Source organism: Roseateles sp. AC306, from assembly GCF_979253795.1.
Genome location: NZ_CEEDEB010000003.1, coordinates 246600 through 263550 on the forward strand (window position 1 = coordinate 246600; position 16951 = coordinate 263550).

Consider the following 16951-nt stretch of genomic DNA (forward strand, 5'->3'; position numbering starts at 1 on the left):
CCCACCCCGGGAGGTGCCGTTTGTTGATGAAGTTCTGTTTGAAGCCCTTGTTGGGCCTCGCCGTCGCTGGCTTGGCCTGTGTGGCCGGCGCGCAATCCGTACCGCCGCCGCCCGCCTCGGCGCCTGCGAGTGCGGCACAGGCACAGGCACAGCCGGCCGCGCCGGCGACCGTCTCGGCCAGCGCCCGGCGCCTGTACGAGCGCAGCAAGGGCCAGCTGCTGCAGATCCGCACGCTGCTCAAGACGCAGGACAGCCAGGCTTCGGTCGGCTCGGGATTTCTCGTCAGCGACGACGGCCATGTCGTCACCAACTACCACGTGATCAGCCAGTTCGCGCTCGAGCCCGACAGCTACCGGCTGCGCTACGCGACGACCGACGGCCAGAGCGGCGCGCTGGAGCTGCTGGACTTCGACGCCCGCCGTGACCTGGCGCTGCTGCGCGCCGTGGACGACGGCAAGGGCGCTGGCCTGAAGGGCCGCGGCGCGCTCGCGTTCCGGCCGCAGACCCAGCCGCTGGCCAAGGGCGAGCGCATCTACTCGATGGGCAACCCGCACGACGTCGCCTTCGCCGTCGTCGAGGGCAACTACAACGGCCTGGTGGAACGCAGCTTCGACCCGCTCATCTACTACGCCGCTGGCATCAACCCCGGCATGAGCGGCGGCCCTGTGCTGGACGAAGACGGCCTGGTCGTCGGTGTCAACGTGTCGACGATGCTGTTCGCGCAACAGGTCAGCTTCCTCGTGCCGGGCCAGTTCGCGGAGGCCATCGTCAAGCGCAGCCTCGCCGCCAAGCCCATCCGCACCGCGGCCTGGAGCCGGCTGCGCGACCAGCTCACGCGCTACCAGGACGAGCTCGTCACCCGCTTCCTGGCCCTGCCCTGGGAGAGCGCCAACCACGCCCGCTACCGCCTGCCGGTACCCAGGCAGGACTTCATGCGCTGCTGGGGCAGCAGCACGGCGGCCGACACCAAAGGCCTGGAGTACGAGCGCTCGCAATGCCGCATGGACCACGCCCTCTTCGTCGGCGGCAATCTGCAGACCGGCTGGCTGGACATGTCCCACGAGGCCTACGACGGCACCAAGCTCGGCGCGCTGCGCTTCGCGCGCCAGTACTCCAAGAGCTTCCGCAACGAACGGCTGGGTGGCTCGGACAAATCGCGCACTGCGGCCCATTGCAAGGAGCAGTTCGTCGACCGCAACGGCCTGCCGCTGCGCGCCGTCGTCTGCCTGCGCGCCTACCGCAAGCTGGACGGCCTGCACGACCTCAGCGTCCTCGTGACGACGGTGGACGCTTCCACGCAGGGCGCCCTGGGCCGCTTCGACGCCCGTGGCGTCAGCTTCGACAACGCGCTCAAGCTCGCGGCGCATTACCTGGAGGGCTTCGCGTGGACGAACAGCTCGAAGGCCAAGTGATGCCCACCGCCACGCCAGTCGCCGCCGTCGTCGAGCTGCTGGGCCGCGACGGCCGCGTTGCCCTCGTGCAGCGCGTGTCGCATTGGCCGGTGCGCATCGGCCGCTCGCCGGCCTGCGACATCGTGCTCGACGACGCCCACGTCGCCGCCCAGCATGCCGAGCTGCACGCCAGTGCCGATGGCCGCACGGTGCTGAAACTGCTGGACACGCGCAACGGTGGCGCGGTTGACGGCAAACGACTCGGCGCCGGCGAAGAGGCGTTGCTGCCCGCCGGGGGCGCCTTCCAGCTCGCCGGCTGCTCGCTTCGCCTGCGCACCAGCGCCGATGAACTCGCGCCCGAGCAGACCCTCGTCGTGCACCCGGTGCGCCACTGGGCGCTGCTGCCGGCGCTGATCCTCGCCATGCTGTTCTTCCAGTGGGTGGACCGCTGGAGCGAATCCGACCCTGATGCGCGCTGGGTGGACTACGCTGCCCCGCTGCTTGGGCCGCTGGCCTTCGTGCTCGGCTGGGCGGGGCTGTGGTCGCTGGCGAGCCAGATCTTCCAGCACCGCTTCCCGTTCACGACCCATCTGCGCCGCGTGCTGCTGGTCACCGTCGCGCTGCAGCTGCTGGATTGGGCGCTGCCCGCCGTGGCCTATTCGCTGTCATTGCCGAGATTGCTGGCACTCGACGGCCTGGCCCTGCCGCTGGCCAGCGCGGCGCTGATCGCCTGGCATGCCCGCCTCGTCTGGCCGGGTGCACGGCGCACGCTGAACATCGGCATCGCCGCCCTGGTGTTGCTGGGCCTGGGCCTGCAGATTGGCGGCCGCCAGGAGCAGCAGCACGTCTTCGGCCCGCCCTATCTGGCCAGCCTGCCGCCCCCGGCGCTGCGCCTGGCGTCGCCCAAGCCGCCGGAAGACCTCATCGAGGCGCTGAAGCCGCTGAAGGCCGAACTCGCGAGGCAGGCCCGCAAGGACAACGAGGGTGCCGACGCGGAAGAGGCTGGCGAGTAGGCCTCAGCTGCCTCAGGCGGCCTGGGGCAGGAAGCCGTCGACGGACAGGTAGCGCTCGCCCGTGTCGTAGTTGAAGCCGAGCACACGGGCGTTGGCGGCCAGCTCGGGCAGTTTCTGCGCGATGGCTGCCAGCGTCGCGCCGCTGGAGATGCCCACGAGCAGCCCTTCCTCGCGGGCGCTGCGGCGAGCGTACTCACGCGCCGCCTCGGCCTCGACGAGGATGACGCCGTCCAGCGCCGCCGTGTCCAGCACCGCCGGGATGAAGCCCGCGCCGATGCCCTGGATGGGGTGCGGGCTGGGCTGGCCGCCGCTGATGACCGGCGACGCGGTCGGCTCCACCGCATAGACCTTGAGCTGCGGCCACGCGGCCTTCAGCACCTGCGCGCAGCCGGTGATGTGGCCGCCGGTGCCCACGCCCGTGATCAGCGCGTCCAGGCCATCGGGAAAGTCGCGCAGGATCTCCTGCGCCGTCGTCTTCGCATGCACGGCCGGGTTGGCGCCGTTCTCGAACTGCTGCGGCATCCAGGAGCCAGGGTGCTGCTCCAGCAGCTCGCGGGCGCGGGCGATGGCGCCCTTCATGCCCTTCTCGCGCGGCGTCAGGTCAAAGCTCGCGCCATAGGCCAGCATCAGGCGCCGGCGCTCCACGCTCATGCTGTCGGGCATGACGAGGATGAGCTTGTAGCCCTTCACCGCTGCCACCATCGCCAGGCCGACGCCGGTGTTGCCGGAGGTTGGCTCGACGATGGTGCCGCCGGGTTTGAGCAGTCCCTGCGCCTCGGCGTCCTCGATCATGGCCAGCGCGATGCGGTCCTTGATCGATCCGCCCGGGTTGCTGCGCTCGGACTTGACCCAGACCTCATGGCCCGCAAACAGGCGCTGCAGGCGGATGTGGGGCGTGTTGCCGATGGTGTCGAGGATGCTGGCGGCTTTCATCAGGGGCTCCGGTGGTTCGTTGCCGCCCAGTGTGCCTATTTCTTGCGGGGTTCGGGCAGGCCCGCGTCGCCCGGCTTCAGCAGGCCGTCGCGCATCCGCCCGATGCCGATGGCCACCGCGCGGGCGGCGCGCCGCACCTCCTGCTGGACATCGGTGTCCTTGTCGAGTGCTTCATGGCTGGTGGCATAGGGCTCGTAGTAGCCGATGTAGCGGTCCAGCCGGGCGCCGAAGCCGGCGTCCAGCAGGCCCATCCAGTCCAGCCAGTCCGACAGCGCGCGCCGCGTGCCCTCGATGCCCGCCACGTCGCCGTGCACGACGACGCCGTAGACGCGTCCGGCCAGGTGCTGCGGGTAGCTCCAGCCCTTCAGCTCAATTGCGCGCGCCATCTCGGCCTTCTTGCCTTGGGTGGACGTCGGGTCCGGGTTGCCGCCATCGGCGCAGACGAGGCGGTCCATCATCAGCTTCAAGGGGCTGGTGACCTGGTACCAATGCACCGGCGTCAGCAACAGCACGCCGTGGGCGCGCACCCACTGTTCGTAGATCTCGGCCATCCAGTCGTTCGTCTGGCCACTCGCATGGTTGGGGTAGCAGCTGCAGGGCCAGTGGCACAGCGGCATGGCGGTGGACACGCAGCCCTTGCAGGGGTGGATGTGGCGGTCGTAGTCGGATGTGAGACGACTCAGGTCCAGCACGTCCACCGTCATCCCTTCGGCTTCGCAGGTGGTGCGGGCCATCTGCGTCATGCGCCATGTCTTTGACATCTCGCCTGGGCAGGTGCCGTCGTTGCGCGGCGAGGCGTTGATGATGAGCACGCGCGACGGCGTTGATGCGTCGGCCCACTGCGCCTGGCATTGCTTCAGACGCAGATGCGTGTCTCGCCACTCGCTTGAAAGGTCGTAGTCAGGGTCGGCGAAGCCGGCCCCGGCCTTGACGGTGATCGGCGCCTTGCGGCCCTCGTGGAAGGCCTCCCAGGCGATCTGCTCCAGCCGATTCAGCGCATCGCGTTCGGCATCAAACGCGGGGTCGACGAAGCGCTGGCGGAAGTGCTCGCCGAACTCCTGTCGCTCCATCGTCCGTGCCTGGCCTGTTCTTACGGGTGAAGTCATTGCCGGCTCCTCGTTGGCGGCCTTCAGGCAAGCCGGATGCCCGCAGCGATAATGCCGCCCGTGAAGCAAGCCAGACCGTCGCTGGGGCAACCATGGAAACATGGCCCTGGAGGAAGGTCCGGACTGCATAGAGCGGCGTAGCAGCTAACGGCTGCCCGGCGAAAGCCGAGGATCAGAGCAACAGAGACGAGTCAACCAAACGTGCAGGGCGCAAGCCTTGCGGGACCGCAGGCGCAGCCTGCGGGGTTGGGTGCAACGGGCAATCTCTACGCGCAGCAACACCAAGTAGGCCAGCGTTGATGCGGCTCGCAGAGCTGGCGGGTAGGTGGCACCGAGCCGGGCAGTGATGCCCGGCCCAGAGGAATGGCGGTCACATCGCACAAACCGCAAGGTGAGGGCGGTGCACAGAATCCGGCCTATCGGCTTGCTTCACTCTTTTTTGCATTTCAGCCAGGCGACATGCGCTGGATTTCACGTTGACGTGACGTTAGCGCCCTGGCGCAAAAGCGCCGTTGCGCCGACATTCGGGTTGACCGGGCAAAGACCCGGCAGTTGCGCCCGGCGCCAACGGCGGTGCTCCGGAGGTGACGCGTGGACTCCGGCGGCCGCCCTGCGACGGCTTGTCGACCATTGCGGCCCTAAGTCACGCCACCTGCTGCGGGCGTGCTTGAGATTGGCCGAGGCATCGCCGAGATTGAATGAGCTCCAGAGCTGCGATCGTGATGTCGCACTGCGTTGGGCCAACCAGGGAAGCTGTCATGAATTTGAAGAATCTGCGCCTGCGATCCAAGCTGATGCTTGGTTTTGCATTGCTGGCGGCCGTCGTGCTGCTGGTCTCCGGTCTGGCGCTCAACTCATTGAGCCGGTCGAATGACCGCTTTGCCGACTACCTGACCAGCGTCGGCCATCGCGAGCGACTGGCGACCGAGCTGCGCGGCTTTGCCACACGGCGTGCGATTGCGGCACGCAACCTGGTGCTGGTCACCGAGCAAGCCGACCGGGAGCTCGAAAAGGCAGCGGTCGCGAAGGCTCACGAAGACACGCAGAAATCATTGGCCACGCTCAAGGCCGCCATGGCGAAAGCGACGGACCTGACGGAGCGGGACAAGGCCGTGTTCGCAGAGATCGAGCGAATCGAGGCCCAGTACGGCCCGGTGGCGGAGGCCATCGTCGGCATGGCGCTGGCCGGCAAGCGCGAAGAGGCCATCGCCAAGATGAACAAGGAATGCCGACCGCTGCTGGCTGCGCTGTTGAAGTCGACCAACGAATTCATCACCAATGAGGAGCAGCAGGGCCGTGAGCGCGTGCAGCTGGCGGAGCAGGGTTACGGCAGTGACCGCATCGTGCTGCTGCTGGTCTGCGCCGTCGCGGTGGCTGCCGCCGTGCTGCTGGGCTGGACCTTGAGCAACGCCGTCACGAGGCCGCTGCAGCGCGCCGTGAACCTGGCCGAGGCGGTGGCCTCGGGCGACCTGAGTTCCGACATCGTCATCGACAGCAACGACGAGACCGGCCAGTTGCTGACTGCGCTCAAGCGCATGAACGACGGCCTCGTCGACATGGTGGGCCGCGTGCGCCAGTCGGCCGACAGCATTGCCACGGCCTCGCAGGAGATCGCCAGCGGCAACCAGGATCTGTCCAGCCGCACCGAGCAGCAGGCCAGCGCCTTGCAGGAGACGGCGGCGTCCATGCAGCAGATGACGTCGACCGTGCAGCAGACGGCCGAGAGTTCGCGCCAGGCCAGCCAGCTCGCCAGCGCGGCCACCGAGGTGGCCGGCCGCGGCGGCGATGTGGTGCAGCGCGTCGTCACGACCATGGGCGAGATCAGCGACTCCAGCCGCAGGATCGCCGACATCATCGGCACCATCGACGGCATTGCCTTTCAGACCAACATCCTGGCGCTGAACGCGGCCGTCGAGGCGGCGCGGGCCGGCGAGCAGGGGCGCGGCTTCGCGGTCGTGGCCGGCGAGGTGCGGGCGCTGGCCCAGCGCAGCGCCCAGGCGGCGCGCGAGATCAAGAGCCTGATCGGCGCCAGCGTCGAGAAGGTGGCGGCCGGCAGCCAGCTCGTCGGCGAGGCCGGCGCGACCATGGGCGACATCGTCAGTCAGGTCAGCCGCATGACGGACCTGATGGCCGAGATCAACGCCTCGGCCAACGAGCAGAGCAGCGGCATCGGCCAGGTCAACCAGTCGGTCGCGTCCATCGACCAGGGCACGCAGCAGAACGCCGCCCTCGTCGAGCAGAGCGCGGCGGCGGCCGAGAGCCTGCAGCAGCAGGCGGCCGGGCTGCTGGACGTCATCGCGCAGTTCAAGACGGCCCAGCCGCGCAGGGGTTTCGTGGCCTGAGGCGCCCTGCCGGGAGACCGGTCGATACACTGGCCAGCTGCCGCAACCCAGTGGCTGCCCGCTCGTCTACCGACTGCCCCCGATGAATCCTGAAGCCAGCCGCCTCTGGCGCGCGCCCCGCTGGGCCCTGTCCGTGCTGTTGGCCGGTTTGGGGATGATCGGCCCCTTCTCCATCGACACGTATCTGCCGGCGTTTGCCGGCATCGCGGCGGCGCTGGATGCGACGCCGGTGCAGATGCAGCAGACGCTGTCGGCCTATCTGTTCGGCTTCGCCGTCATGAACCTCTTCCACGGCGCGCTGTCGGACTGCTTCGGGCGCCGGCCCGTCGTGCTGATCGGCCTGGCGGCGTTCACCGCGGCCAGCGTCGGCTGTGCGCTCGCCGGCTCCGTCGGCCAGCTCGTCTTCTGGCGCACGGTGCAGGGCATGTCGGCCGGCGCCGGCATCGTCGTGTCGCGGGCCATCATCCGCGACATGTTCCCGCCGGCAGACGCCCAGCGTGTCATGTCTCAGGTGACGCTGTTCTTCGGCGTCGCGCCGGCCATCGCGCCCATGGTCGGCGGCTTCCTGTTCGTGCACGCCGACTGGCACTCGATCTTCTGGTTCCTGACCTTCGTCGGCGCGGTGCTGTTCGTCGCCAACTGGCGCCTGCTGCCCGAGACGCTGCACGCGGACATGGTGCAGCCCTTCAATGTGCCGGCGCTGATGCGCGAGTACCGGCGGCTGTGCAGCAGCCCCAAGTTCCTGATGCTGGTGCTGGCCAGCGGCATCCCGTTCAACGGCATGTTCCTTTACGTGCTGGCCACGCCGGTGTTCCTGGGTGAGCACCTGCACTTCGCGCCGACGCAGTTCTTCTGGTTCTTCCTGTGCACCATCGGCGGCATCATGGTGGGCGCGGCGTTCAGTGGCCGGTTGGCGGGCAAGATGTCGCCGCAGCGCCAGATCATGCGGGGCTTCCGCATCATGGTGGCGGTGTCGGTGGTCAACGTCGCCTGCAACCTGTTCGTGCCGCTGAGCGCCTGGTGGGCGTTGCCGTTGATCGGGCTGTTCTCGTTCGGCTGGGCGCTGATGGTGCCGGTCGTCACGCTGCTGGTGCTGGACCAGGTGCCCGAGCGGCGTGGCATGGCCTCGTCGCTGCAGGCCTGCATAGGCTCGGCGGCCAACGGCCTGGTGGCCGGCGTGGTGGTGCCGCTGGTCATGCACTCCACCATCGCCCTGGCCGTGGCTTCGGCCGGGATGATGCTGGTGGGATTGCTGGCCTGGTACGGCGTCAGGCGGTCGATCGCGCCGACCTGATCTTTCGGCGGCTGCGCAGCGCCAGCAGGCCTGCAATGCCGATCAGCGACCAAGTGCCGGGCTCGGGCAGGGCCGTGGCGCTGGCGCGGGCGGATGCCGAGGCGTCAGGGTCGACGAGGCTTTGATCGGGGTCGAAGCCGATGCCGTTCGGGTCTGCCGAGAACAACGCGTAGTGCAGCAGCACCTCACCGCTCAGCCGGCCGTCGGCCGAGGGCGCGAAGCTGAATTCGCCGATGCCGGTGCGCAGCAGCGCGTCATAGGCCTCTGTCAGCGTGGCCATCGGCGCCAGGATGACCCAGTCGGCGCGCGTGCCGAGCAGGTCGGCGTAGCTGCCGAAAGCAGAGGGCGCGGCCAGCGTGAACTCGCTGCCAGTGACGAGCAGGTAGTTGTCGGCGTCGTCGTTGAACAGCGAGAAGCCCCAGCCGGTCGTCTCGCCCGGATAGGCACTGATGGCCGCGGGCGACAGGGTGAGCACGGCCGCGTGGGCAGCGGTGGCGAGCAGCGTGGCCGCAGCCGCGCAGATCAGTTTGAAGTTGTTTTTCATGATGTTCTTGGGGTCGGGTTGGCTTCAGCGGAACTGGTTGCTGCGGCTGATGGTCAGCGCGGGGGAGCCCTTGGCGGGGTCGCCGTGCCAGCCGTTGGCGGCGTTGAAGGGCGCGTCCACCGCGAAGGCGGCCAGGGCCGCGCAGCCGGTGAAGTCGATGGTGACGCCGGTGCTGGCCGTGGTGCCGGCCGCGATGTCGCCCAGGTTGACGGGCAGGCTGGTCCTGACGACGGGCGTGCAGGCCGCGCCACCGGTCTGGCGCAGCGTGAAGCCGGCCAGGCGCACGCCGTATGCCGTGCCCGGGCCGGCGTTGCTGAAGCTCAATTTCCACACGCGCGCGTCCGCCGTGCCGGCCTTGCTGGCGATGCTGCCGCTCAGGTTGGCACCCGGCAGCTGCGAGGCGTCGACGATGCCCCAGTAGGCCGGCTTGGCCTTGAGGGACTGGTCGAACAGCACGGGCGCCTCGGCCCGCGAGCCTGTGGTCAGCCAGGTGTGGTTGTCGGCCTGGCCCCAGATGGTGACCGAGTCGATGAGGCCGTTGAGCTGGCGGAAGGTGTTGAAGTAGTTGCGCCAGGCGTAGCCAAGCTGGGCATGGACCGACGCCGGGATGTCCTCATACGTGGCGTAGAACGGGCCGTTGTCGCTGACCTTGATGTCCATCTCGGTGACCTGCTGCGACAGGCCGGGGAAGGCTGTGGCCAGCGAGCGCACCATGTTGCCGACAGCGGCCGGCGAGGGGTAGCCCAGCGAGATATGCATCTGGTGGCCGACGCCGTCGATGGGCACGCCGCGCGCCTTCAGGCCGGCCACCAGCTTGTGGATGCAGGCGAGCTTGGGCGCATCCGTCGTGCTGTAGTCGTTGTAGTAGAGCTTGACGTGGGCCGGCAGCAGCGCGCGGGCGGTGCGGAAGGCGGTGTCGATGAAGTCGGTGCCGGTCAGCAGATACCAGGGGCTCTTGCGCATGCAATCAGCCTGCGAGGCGTCGATGACCTCGTTGGCCACGTCCCAGGCGTAGAAGCTGGCGACGCTGGGTGCGAAGTGGTTGAGCACATTCGTGATGTGGTCCACCTCGCGTTGCAGCACCAGGGCCTTGGACGCCGGCGACGGTGTCAGCGGCTGGCCGTTGGCGTCCTGGAAGACCCAGGCCGGCACCTGCTCATGCCAGGCCAGCGTGTGGCCGCGCAGCTTCAGGCCCTTGGCCTTGGCGAAAGCGACCTGGGCGTCGGCATTGGCGTACGTGAACACGCCTGGCTGGGCCTGGAGGGCGCTCCACTTCATGTCGTTCTCGGCCACCACGCTGTTGAAGTGCTTGGTGACGAGGTCGGCCTGCACGCCGCTGATGCCGGCGCCGTAGAGGATGGTGCCAACGGGGAAGTAGGCCAGCTGGCTCTGCGCCACCGAGGGCAGGCCCGTCTCGATGCTGGGCGGCGGCACGTAGCTGACCTGCACGTCGTCGATGAGGATGGGGTTGGTGTCGGCCGACTCGACATAGAGCGTCAGCTTGGTATTGGCCGCGGCGACCGAATAGGTGCCGTTGAGGCGCACCCAGGCGGACGAGCCGACGGCCGTGCTGTTGATGACCGTGTGATAGGTCGTGATCGAGCCGGCGTCGCGCTGCAGGCTGATCTTGACCTGCGAGGTCGCCGCGCCGGCGCTGGCGGGCAGCTTGGCCCAGGCGCTGACCTTGTAGGTCGAGCCGTTGAACATCACGTTGGTGACGTCGTAGGCCGGGCCCGCCCAGGTGCCCTGGCGGCTGGTGGCCAGCAGCGACTGGCTGCCGCCGTGGGCGCTCTCGGACGTGGTGGCAACGGTGGCGCCGCGGCCGAACCAGCCCTGGGTGCTGCCCTCGAAGGTGGACGACAGGCCGGTCGTGTTGGGCGGCAGGCCGGGTGTGCCCGAGACCAGGGTGACCAAGGCATCGTCGACGTGGAAGGATGCCGTCGCGCTGCTTGATTCGATGTAGAGCACGAGGCTGCTCGGCGCCGGCTCAGGCAGGGCGTAGAGGCCGGTGATCTCGGTCCAGGCGCCATCGGTGACGCCTGTGGCCGTGCTGGAGGCGACGCTGTCGTAGCTGGTGGAGCCACCCGCCGTGCGCTGCATGGACAGTTTGACCTGGGTCGCCGGCGTGCCGGCTGCCAGGCGCACCCAGGCCGTGATCACATAGGAAGACCCCGGTGCCAGCCTGTTCGTGAGGTTCAGGCTCGGGCCCATGTAGCCCGCCGTGCGCCCGGTGGTCAGCAGGCTTCGCGAACCCGTTCGGGCGGCGGCCGTGCTGTTGGTCAGCGTGACGTTGCCGAACGGGCTCCAGCCCTGCGCCGTGCCGTCTTCCCAGGTTGACTGAACCACCTGGGCCTGAGCGGCAAAGCCGCAGAGGCCACTGAGGCCGATGAGCAGCGCGCCCGCAGCGCGCCATGACTTGATCAAGCCGAGCATGTCTCCATCCTTCTTGTGGTTCGACCGCAGCGTCGAGGCCGGCGGTCTGGTGATTCGTTGTGACTGATAGCGCAACCATTTCAATGTACTGAAGACGGGACGCTTGCTGAAGCCTGGTTTACGCGCATAGGCGCAGCCATCGCTTGCTAACGTTGTCTGGCGTTGGTAGCGGTATCCCGCCGCTGGCTGCAGGGCTCGCTCAAGCTGCGCCGGTGTTGGCCGAAATCACCAGGATGACCATGAAGAAGCATCTGATCCTGGCGGCCTGCCTGCTCGCGCTGGCCGCACAGGCGCAGGACGGCAAAGAGCCGGTGGAGCTGCTGCGCCAGCGGCTTGCCGAGCGCCTTGCCACCAAGGGCGAGGGCGCTGCCACGGCCAAGACGACCACCGCCAAGGCTGCCGCCAGGCCGGTCAAGACCGAAGTCAGGAAGCCCGTGCACTGGGGCTACGCGGGCGACCTCGGCCCCGAGCACTGGGCCAGCCTGGCGCCGGAGAACAAGACCTGCGGCGTGGGCACGCGCCAGAGCCCCATCGACATCCGCGACACGATCGCCGTCAACCTGGAGCCGATCTCCTTCGACTACCGAGCCAGCAGCTTCTCGGTGCTGGACGATGGCCACACGGTGCAGGTGAACGTCGCGCCCGGCAACGGCATCACGGTCATGGGCAAGCGCTACGAGTTGGTGGAGTTCCACTTCCACCGACCGAGCGAGGAACGCCTCAACGGCAGGCAGTTCGACATGTCGGCCCACCTCGTGCACAAGGATGCGCAGGGCCGCCAGGCCATCGTCGCCGTGCTGCTGGAGCGCGGCGCGGACAACAAGGCCCAGCCACTGCTGCAGACCGTCTGGGCCAACCTGCCGCTTGAAAAGGGCGAGCCCCTGCAGGCCCAGGCGCAGATCGACCTGAACCAGCTGCTGCCCGCCGAGCGCGGCTACGCCACCTACATGGGCTCCATGACGACGCCGCCCTGCAGCGAGGGGGTGCTGTGGATGGTGCTGCGCCAGCCGGTGCCGCTGACGGCCCAGCAGATCGGCGTCTTCTCGCGGCTTTACCCGATGAATGCGCGGCCGTTGCAGGCAGGCTCAGGTCGCTTGATCAAGGAATCTCAGTAAGCCGGAGGCTCAGGCGTCGTGGCCTTTGGCCGTGGTGCGCGTTCCCGACAACCAGTCGTAGAGCGTTGCGAAGAGCTGCTCGGCCACGACGGGCTTGGCGACGTGGTCGTCCATGCCCGCGTCCAGGCAGCGCTGGCGCTCCTCGTCGAAGGCGTTGGCCGTCATGGCCAGGATGGGCAGCGTCGCACCCTCGGGCAGGCGGCGGATGGCGCGGGTCGCGTCCAGGCCGTCCATGACGGGCATCTGCACATCCATCAACACCAGCGCGTAGCCGCCGGCCTTGACCATGTCGATGGCCTGCTGTCCGTCCGCCGCGACATCCACCGGCAGCCCGGCGCTGCCGATCAGTGCGACGGCGACTTCCTGGTTCACGGCGTTGTCCTCGGCCAGCAGGATGCGCAGCGACTGGCTGCGGGCCAGCTCGGCCAGGCGTTCGCGCACGGAATGCGGCCGCGGCGTGACGGCCGGTGCGGCCGGCGCCTGGCCGGTGGCTTCGACGGTCAATGAAAACCAGAAACGGCTGCCGCGACCGAGATCGCTGTCCACGCCCACGCGGCCGCCCATCAGCTCAGCCAGGCGGCGACAGATGGCCAGCCCCAGGCCCGTGCCGCCGTAGCGGCGTGTGGTGGAGCTGTCGGCCTGTTCGAAGTCGCGGAACAACCGCGGCTGCGCCTCGGTGGCGATGCCGATGCCGCTGTCCTGTACCTCGAAGCGCACCGGCAGCCGCATGCCCGTATCGGTGCTGATGGCCTCGCCGTCCAGCCGCACGGCCAGCCGCACGAAGCCGGTCTCGGTGAACTTGACGGCATTGCCGGCAAAGTTGAGCAGCAGCTCGGCGATGCGCTGCGGGTCGCCCAGCAGCACGCGGCCCGAGAGCGCCGGTGCGATGTCGGTCTCCACGCGCAGGCGCTTGGCGGCGGCGGCCTGCGTCGTCATGTTGGCAATGTTGTCCAGCACCTCGTCGACCGTGAACGGCCGCTGCTCCAGCTGCACCTTGCCGGCCTCGATCTTGGAGAAGTCGAGCACGTTGTTGATGACGCTGAGCAGGTGCTCCGCCGCGTTGGCCACTTTCTGCAGGCGCTGCTGCTGCACAGGCTCGACGGCGTCGCTCTGGGCCAGGTAGGTCAGGCCGATGATGGCGTTCATCGGCGTGCGGATCTCGTGGCTCATGTTGGCGAGGAAGGCGCTCTTGGCCAGGCTCGCAGCCTGCGCCGCCTGCGAGGCCTCGGCCAGCTCGGCGGTGCGCGCCTCGACGAGTTCTTCCAGGTGATGGCGGTAGCGCTCCAGCTCCAGCGCATCGCGGCGCTGGCGCGAGATGTCGGTCAGGAAGCCGTGCCACAGCATGCCGCCATCGGCCTCGCGCTGCGGAATGGCGTTGCCGTAGATCCATCGTTCGGCGCCGTCGGCCTGGGGCGTGCGGAACTCCTGCTGCCAGGGGCTCTGGGTGCGCGCCGAGGCCAGCAGGCTCTCGCGCACGGCGGCGCGGTCGTCGGGGTGGATGCGCTCGAACCACGGCGCGGCGCTGCGGCTCAGCTCGGCCGTGCCGACCGGGAAGTACTCGCGCACGGCCTCGCTGACATAGGCGAAGGCGAACTCGCCGTTCACCGCCAGGCGCAGCTGGAAGACGACGCCGGGCACCGTCTCGGCCATGCCGCGCAGCCGCTCGATGAGAGCGCGCTGGGCGTCGAACTGCTGCTGCAGCGCATCGCGCATGTGCTCCAGGTGGCCGCCGAGCAGGCCGATCTCGTCCTGGCGGGTGTGCTCCAGCTTGGCGTTGAAGCGGCCTTGCGCCAGGTCGTTGGCAAAGCCGCCCAAGACGCGCAGCGGGCGGAACAGCCGCGAGTTCAGCAGCCACAGCACCAGTGCCAGCGACACCAGCAGCTGGCCGCCCACGGTGGCGCCGTAGAGCCAGCGCTGGCGCAGCAGCGCGGCGGTGCTGAGGTGGTCGTCGATCTCGATCTGGATGTGGCCGATGCGGGTGGCGCCGCGCATGATGTCGCGCTCGCCGATCAGCGTCTTGCCCAGCCGCCGCTCGGGCAGGTGGTTCTCGATGAAGGGCAGGCCCTGCGACGCATCGCTGACGCTGACGCGCACGACCTCGGGCGACTTGACGATGGCGGACACGACCTCGCGTGCGGCCACCGCGTCGAGGTTCCAGAGCAACTCGGGCAGGCTGCTGGCCAGCACATCGAGCTTGGCGTCGATGTCGCGCTGCAGCGCCTGCTCCGTCACCTTGGACTCGCGCAGGCCGATGAAGAGCCCGCCGACGATGAGGGCCGGCACGAGCAGGCCGACGCTGGCGCCAAGCGCCAGTGCGGCGAAGAGGGAGGACGAGGGCTTGCGGGTCAAGGCGAGCCCCTCGTCCAATCTTGCCTCGCTGAACGCCGGCAAGTCTGGCCGGTCCCCCGAGGGGACGGCGATGCAAGCGGCATTGAGCCGCTTGCACATCGCCAGACGGGCCGGCTTGGGAGCGGCCCGGCGCTCGGCCCGGCGCGACTCATCAGCCCTTGCCGCCCAGCAGTTGCGGCTTGAGCGAGGAGTCGACCGGCTTGTCGCCCAGCCAGATCTTCAGCACCGCGTTGTAGAAAGCGATGTCCTTCATCGGCTCGCCGATGGGCTTGCCGTTGAGGAACATGACGGTGCCGGTATCGGGCACCCAGTCGACGGTGATGACGTCGCCCTTCTTGCCCTGCGGGATGTTGACAAAGGCCTCGCCAAACTGGGTCAGCTGGTTGACGAACTTGGAGCGCTCGGCCTTGTCGGTGTTGGCGGTGATGCCGGCAATGAAGGCCTGGCCCAGCTCGTCGCCGGTCACCTCGCGCAGCAGGCCCAGGCTGAAGCGGCGCGGGCCGGGGCTGCCGAGCACGCCGGCGGTGGTGTCCTTTTTTTCGGGCAGGTAGAGCACCAGCGCGTAGACCTTGATGATGACGCGTGTACGGATGCCTGCGCCATTGACCTTCAGTTCCTTGCCGGCGACCTTGACGGTGTCGTCGAACTTCAGGCCGCCGACGTCGATGGCCTGTGCCGCGCCAGCCATGCCGAGCGCGAGGCCCAGGCCGGCAATGCAGCGGATGACTGGATGCGTCCTCATGGTGTCTCCTGCTTTTATGGGTAAACCAGTATCAGCGTGCCGCCTCGAGCTTGAAGAGGCTGACGACTTCCTCGAGACCTTTGGCCTGGGCGCGCAGCGAGTCGGCGGCGGCAGCGGCTTCTTCCACCAGCGCGGCGTTCTGCTGCGTGCTCTTGTCCATGTCGTGGATGGTATGCGTGACGCGCTCGATGCCGGTGCTCTGTTCGGCGCTGGCGTGGGTGATCTCGCCCATGATGTCGGTCATCCGTTGCACGCTCGCCACCACACCCTGCATGGTGCTGCCGGCCTTGGCGACCAGCTCGTTGCCAAGGGCCACCTTCTCGACCGAGTCGCCGATGAGGCGCTTGATCTCCTTGGCGGCGTCGGCACTGCGGCCGGCCAGCGAGCGCACTTCGCTGGCGACAACCGCGAAGCCGCGGCCCTGCTCGCCGGCACGTGCGGCTTCCACCGCCGCGTTCAGCGCCAGGATGTTGGTCTGGAAGGCGATGCCGTCGATGACGCTGATGATGTCGACGATCTTCTTGCTCGATGCGTCGATGCTGCTCATCGTCGTCACGACCTTGGCCACCACGGCGCCGCCTTCGCCGGCCACCGTGGATGCCGCCTGTGCCAGCTGGTTGGCCTGCTGCGCGTTCTGGGCGTTCTGCTGCACGGCGTCGGTCAGCGTCTTCATCGCCGACAGCGTCTGTTCAAGAGAGGCAGCCTGCGCCTCGGTGCGCACCGAGAGGTCCATGTTGCCGCTGGCGATCTCGCTGGACGCGGACGCGATGGACTCCGTGCCCTCGCGCACGCGGCCGACGATGCCCTTGAGGCTTTCGTTCATGTCCGACAGCGCCTGCAGCAGCTCGCCGGTCTCGTCGCGGCTGCGCACCTCGATCTCGCTGGTCAGGTTGCCGGAGGCGACCTTGCGCGCCACGGCCACCGCGCCGCGCAGCGGCACGACGATGCCGCGCGTGATCAGCACGCCGGTCAGCACGCTGGCGACGATGGCCGCTGCCGCCAGCAGGCCCAGCATGAGTGCCGTCTTGCCGGCGACGCGGTTGGACTTGCGGCCGGCCTCTTCCATGGCGGCGTTGCGCGTGTCGACCAGCTTGCTCAGCGCCGCCATGTACTTGCCCTGGGTGGGGCGCACGGAGAACTGGAACTTCAGCGGCGCGCCCTCGGTGTCACCCGAGGCCACCGTCTTCACGAAGGCGGCCTGGGCCGGCATGAACTTGGCGTGAGCCTCCTTCACCGCCTTGAGCTGCTCCTGGCTGGCCTCGTCAGTCAGCATCGGCTCGAGCTCGGCCATGGTCTTCTCGTGAGCGGCCATCAGCGTGGCGACGCTGTCCAGCTCCTTCTTGATCTGTTCTTCGCCGGTCATGATGAGCGTCGTCATCATGCTGCGCGTGGCGTCGCCGACCTCGGCCTTGGCGCGGTTGGCCAGGGCCACGGCCTTGTAGTCGCTGCTGATGAGCTGGCTGATCTCGGCGTTCAGCGTCTGGATGGCGAAATAGCCCAGACCGGCCATGGCCATCAGGCAGACGATCACGACGGCAAAGCCCGCCGTGAGGCGCTGACCGATGCGCATGTTCGACAAAAACTTCATGGAGGCAGCCTTGATGTAACTGGCTGAAATTTCATCAGAAATGCAGGGCGCAAGACATTCTGAGCGGCGCCGCGCGGCCGGGCTGCCGTGATTTGTGGGGC

12 protein-coding genes and 1 other RNA gene are annotated in these 16951 nt (G+C 68.5%); 6 read left to right on the forward strand and 7 right to left on the reverse strand.

Annotated features, from left to right (window positions below; all coding sequences use genetic code 11):
• Window positions 1–38: 38 nt before the first annotated feature.
• Both AC0IZJ_RS09270 and AC0IZJ_RS09275 read left to right on the forward strand, forming a co-directional pair.
• Complete coding sequence (locus AC0IZJ_RS09270; RefSeq protein ID WP_471848874.1) at window positions 39–1412, forward strand: S1 family peptidase; 1374 nt, start codon at window positions 39–41, stop codon at window positions 1410–1412.
• Complete coding sequence (locus AC0IZJ_RS09275) at window positions 1385–2404, forward strand: FHA domain-containing protein (protein WP_471848876.1); 1020 nt, start codon at window positions 1385–1387, stop codon at window positions 2402–2404. Before AC0IZJ_RS09270 ends, AC0IZJ_RS09275 begins: the two co-directional genes overlap by 28 nt.
• A gap of 12 nt (window positions 2405–2416) precedes the next feature.
• On the opposite strand, the gene cysK is transcribed toward AC0IZJ_RS09275, so the two are convergent.
• Both cysK and AC0IZJ_RS09285 read right to left on the reverse strand, forming a co-directional pair.
• Window positions 2417–3337: a cysteine synthase A gene (cysK, locus tag AC0IZJ_RS09280; RefSeq protein WP_471848878.1), complete on the reverse strand. Its 921-nt coding sequence runs from the start codon at window positions 3335–3337 to the stop codon at window positions 2417–2419.
• Window positions 3338–3372: 35 nt separating this feature from the next.
• A complete protein-coding gene (locus AC0IZJ_RS09285) occupies window positions 3373–4443 on the reverse strand; it encodes a flavodoxin family protein (RefSeq protein ID WP_471848880.1) in 1071 nt (356 codons plus the stop codon).
• A 62-nt stretch (window positions 4444–4505) separates the two neighbouring features.
• Here AC0IZJ_RS09285 and rnpB point away from each other — a divergent pair.
• The 3 genes from rnpB (at window position 4506) to AC0IZJ_RS09300 (ending at window position 8079) form a co-directional block, all read left to right on the forward strand.
• An RNA gene (gene rnpB / locus AC0IZJ_RS09290) (RNase P RNA component class A) lies at window positions 4506–4878 on the forward strand.
• 323 nt (window positions 4879–5201) lie between these two features.
• Window positions 5202–6785 (forward strand): methyl-accepting chemotaxis protein, encoded by a 1584-nt coding sequence (locus AC0IZJ_RS09295; RefSeq protein ID WP_471848882.1) that lies wholly within the window; start codon window positions 5202–5204, stop codon window positions 6783–6785.
• Window positions 6786–6867: 82 nt separating this feature from the next.
• Entirely contained in the window at window positions 6868–8079 is a 1212-nt protein-coding gene (locus tag AC0IZJ_RS09300) for a multidrug effflux MFS transporter (RefSeq protein ID WP_471848884.1), read from the forward strand.
• Here the strand turns inward: AC0IZJ_RS09300 and AC0IZJ_RS09305 are convergent.
• Both AC0IZJ_RS09305 and AC0IZJ_RS09310 read right to left on the reverse strand, forming a co-directional pair.
• Window positions 8054–8623 carry a PEP-CTERM sorting domain-containing protein gene (locus tag AC0IZJ_RS09305; protein WP_471848886.1) on the reverse strand — a complete coding sequence of 190 codons (570 nt, stop codon included), beginning with the start codon at window positions 8621–8623 and terminating at the stop codon, window positions 8054–8056. The genes AC0IZJ_RS09300 and AC0IZJ_RS09305 overlap by 26 nt on opposite strands.
• Before the next feature lie 24 nt (window positions 8624–8647).
• The gene (locus AC0IZJ_RS09310) at window positions 8648–11056 is read right to left on the reverse strand and encodes an endo-1,4-beta-xylanase (protein WP_471848888.1); all 2409 of its coding nucleotides are present in this window, start codon (window positions 11054–11056) and stop codon (window positions 8648–8650) included.
• Window positions 11057–11295: 239 nt separating this feature from the next.
• Between AC0IZJ_RS09310 and AC0IZJ_RS09315 the strand changes: the two genes are divergently transcribed.
• On the forward strand, window positions 11296–12171 hold the full coding sequence (locus AC0IZJ_RS09315; RefSeq protein ID WP_471848890.1) for a carbonic anhydrase: 876 nt from the start codon (window positions 11296–11298) through the stop codon (window positions 12169–12171).
• Window positions 12172–12180: 9 nt separating this feature from the next.
• Here AC0IZJ_RS09315 and AC0IZJ_RS09320 read toward each other — a convergent pair whose 3' ends face one another.
• From AC0IZJ_RS09320 to AC0IZJ_RS09330, 3 genes are all read right to left on the reverse strand, one after another.
• The gene (locus AC0IZJ_RS09320; RefSeq protein ID WP_471848892.1) at window positions 12181–14520 is read right to left on the reverse strand and encodes an ATP-binding protein; all 2340 of its coding nucleotides are present in this window, start codon (window positions 14518–14520) and stop codon (window positions 12181–12183) included.
• A 151-nt stretch (window positions 14521–14671) separates the two neighbouring features.
• A complete protein-coding gene (locus AC0IZJ_RS09325; RefSeq protein ID WP_471848894.1) occupies window positions 14672–15262 on the reverse strand; it encodes a chalcone isomerase family protein in 591 nt (196 codons plus the stop codon).
• 31 nt (window positions 15263–15293) lie between these two features.
• Window positions 15294–16850, reverse strand: coding sequence for a methyl-accepting chemotaxis protein (locus tag AC0IZJ_RS09330; RefSeq protein WP_471848896.1), 1557 nt, complete (start codon window positions 16848–16850; stop codon window positions 15294–15296).
• Between the last annotated feature and the right edge of the window lie 101 nt (window positions 16851–16951).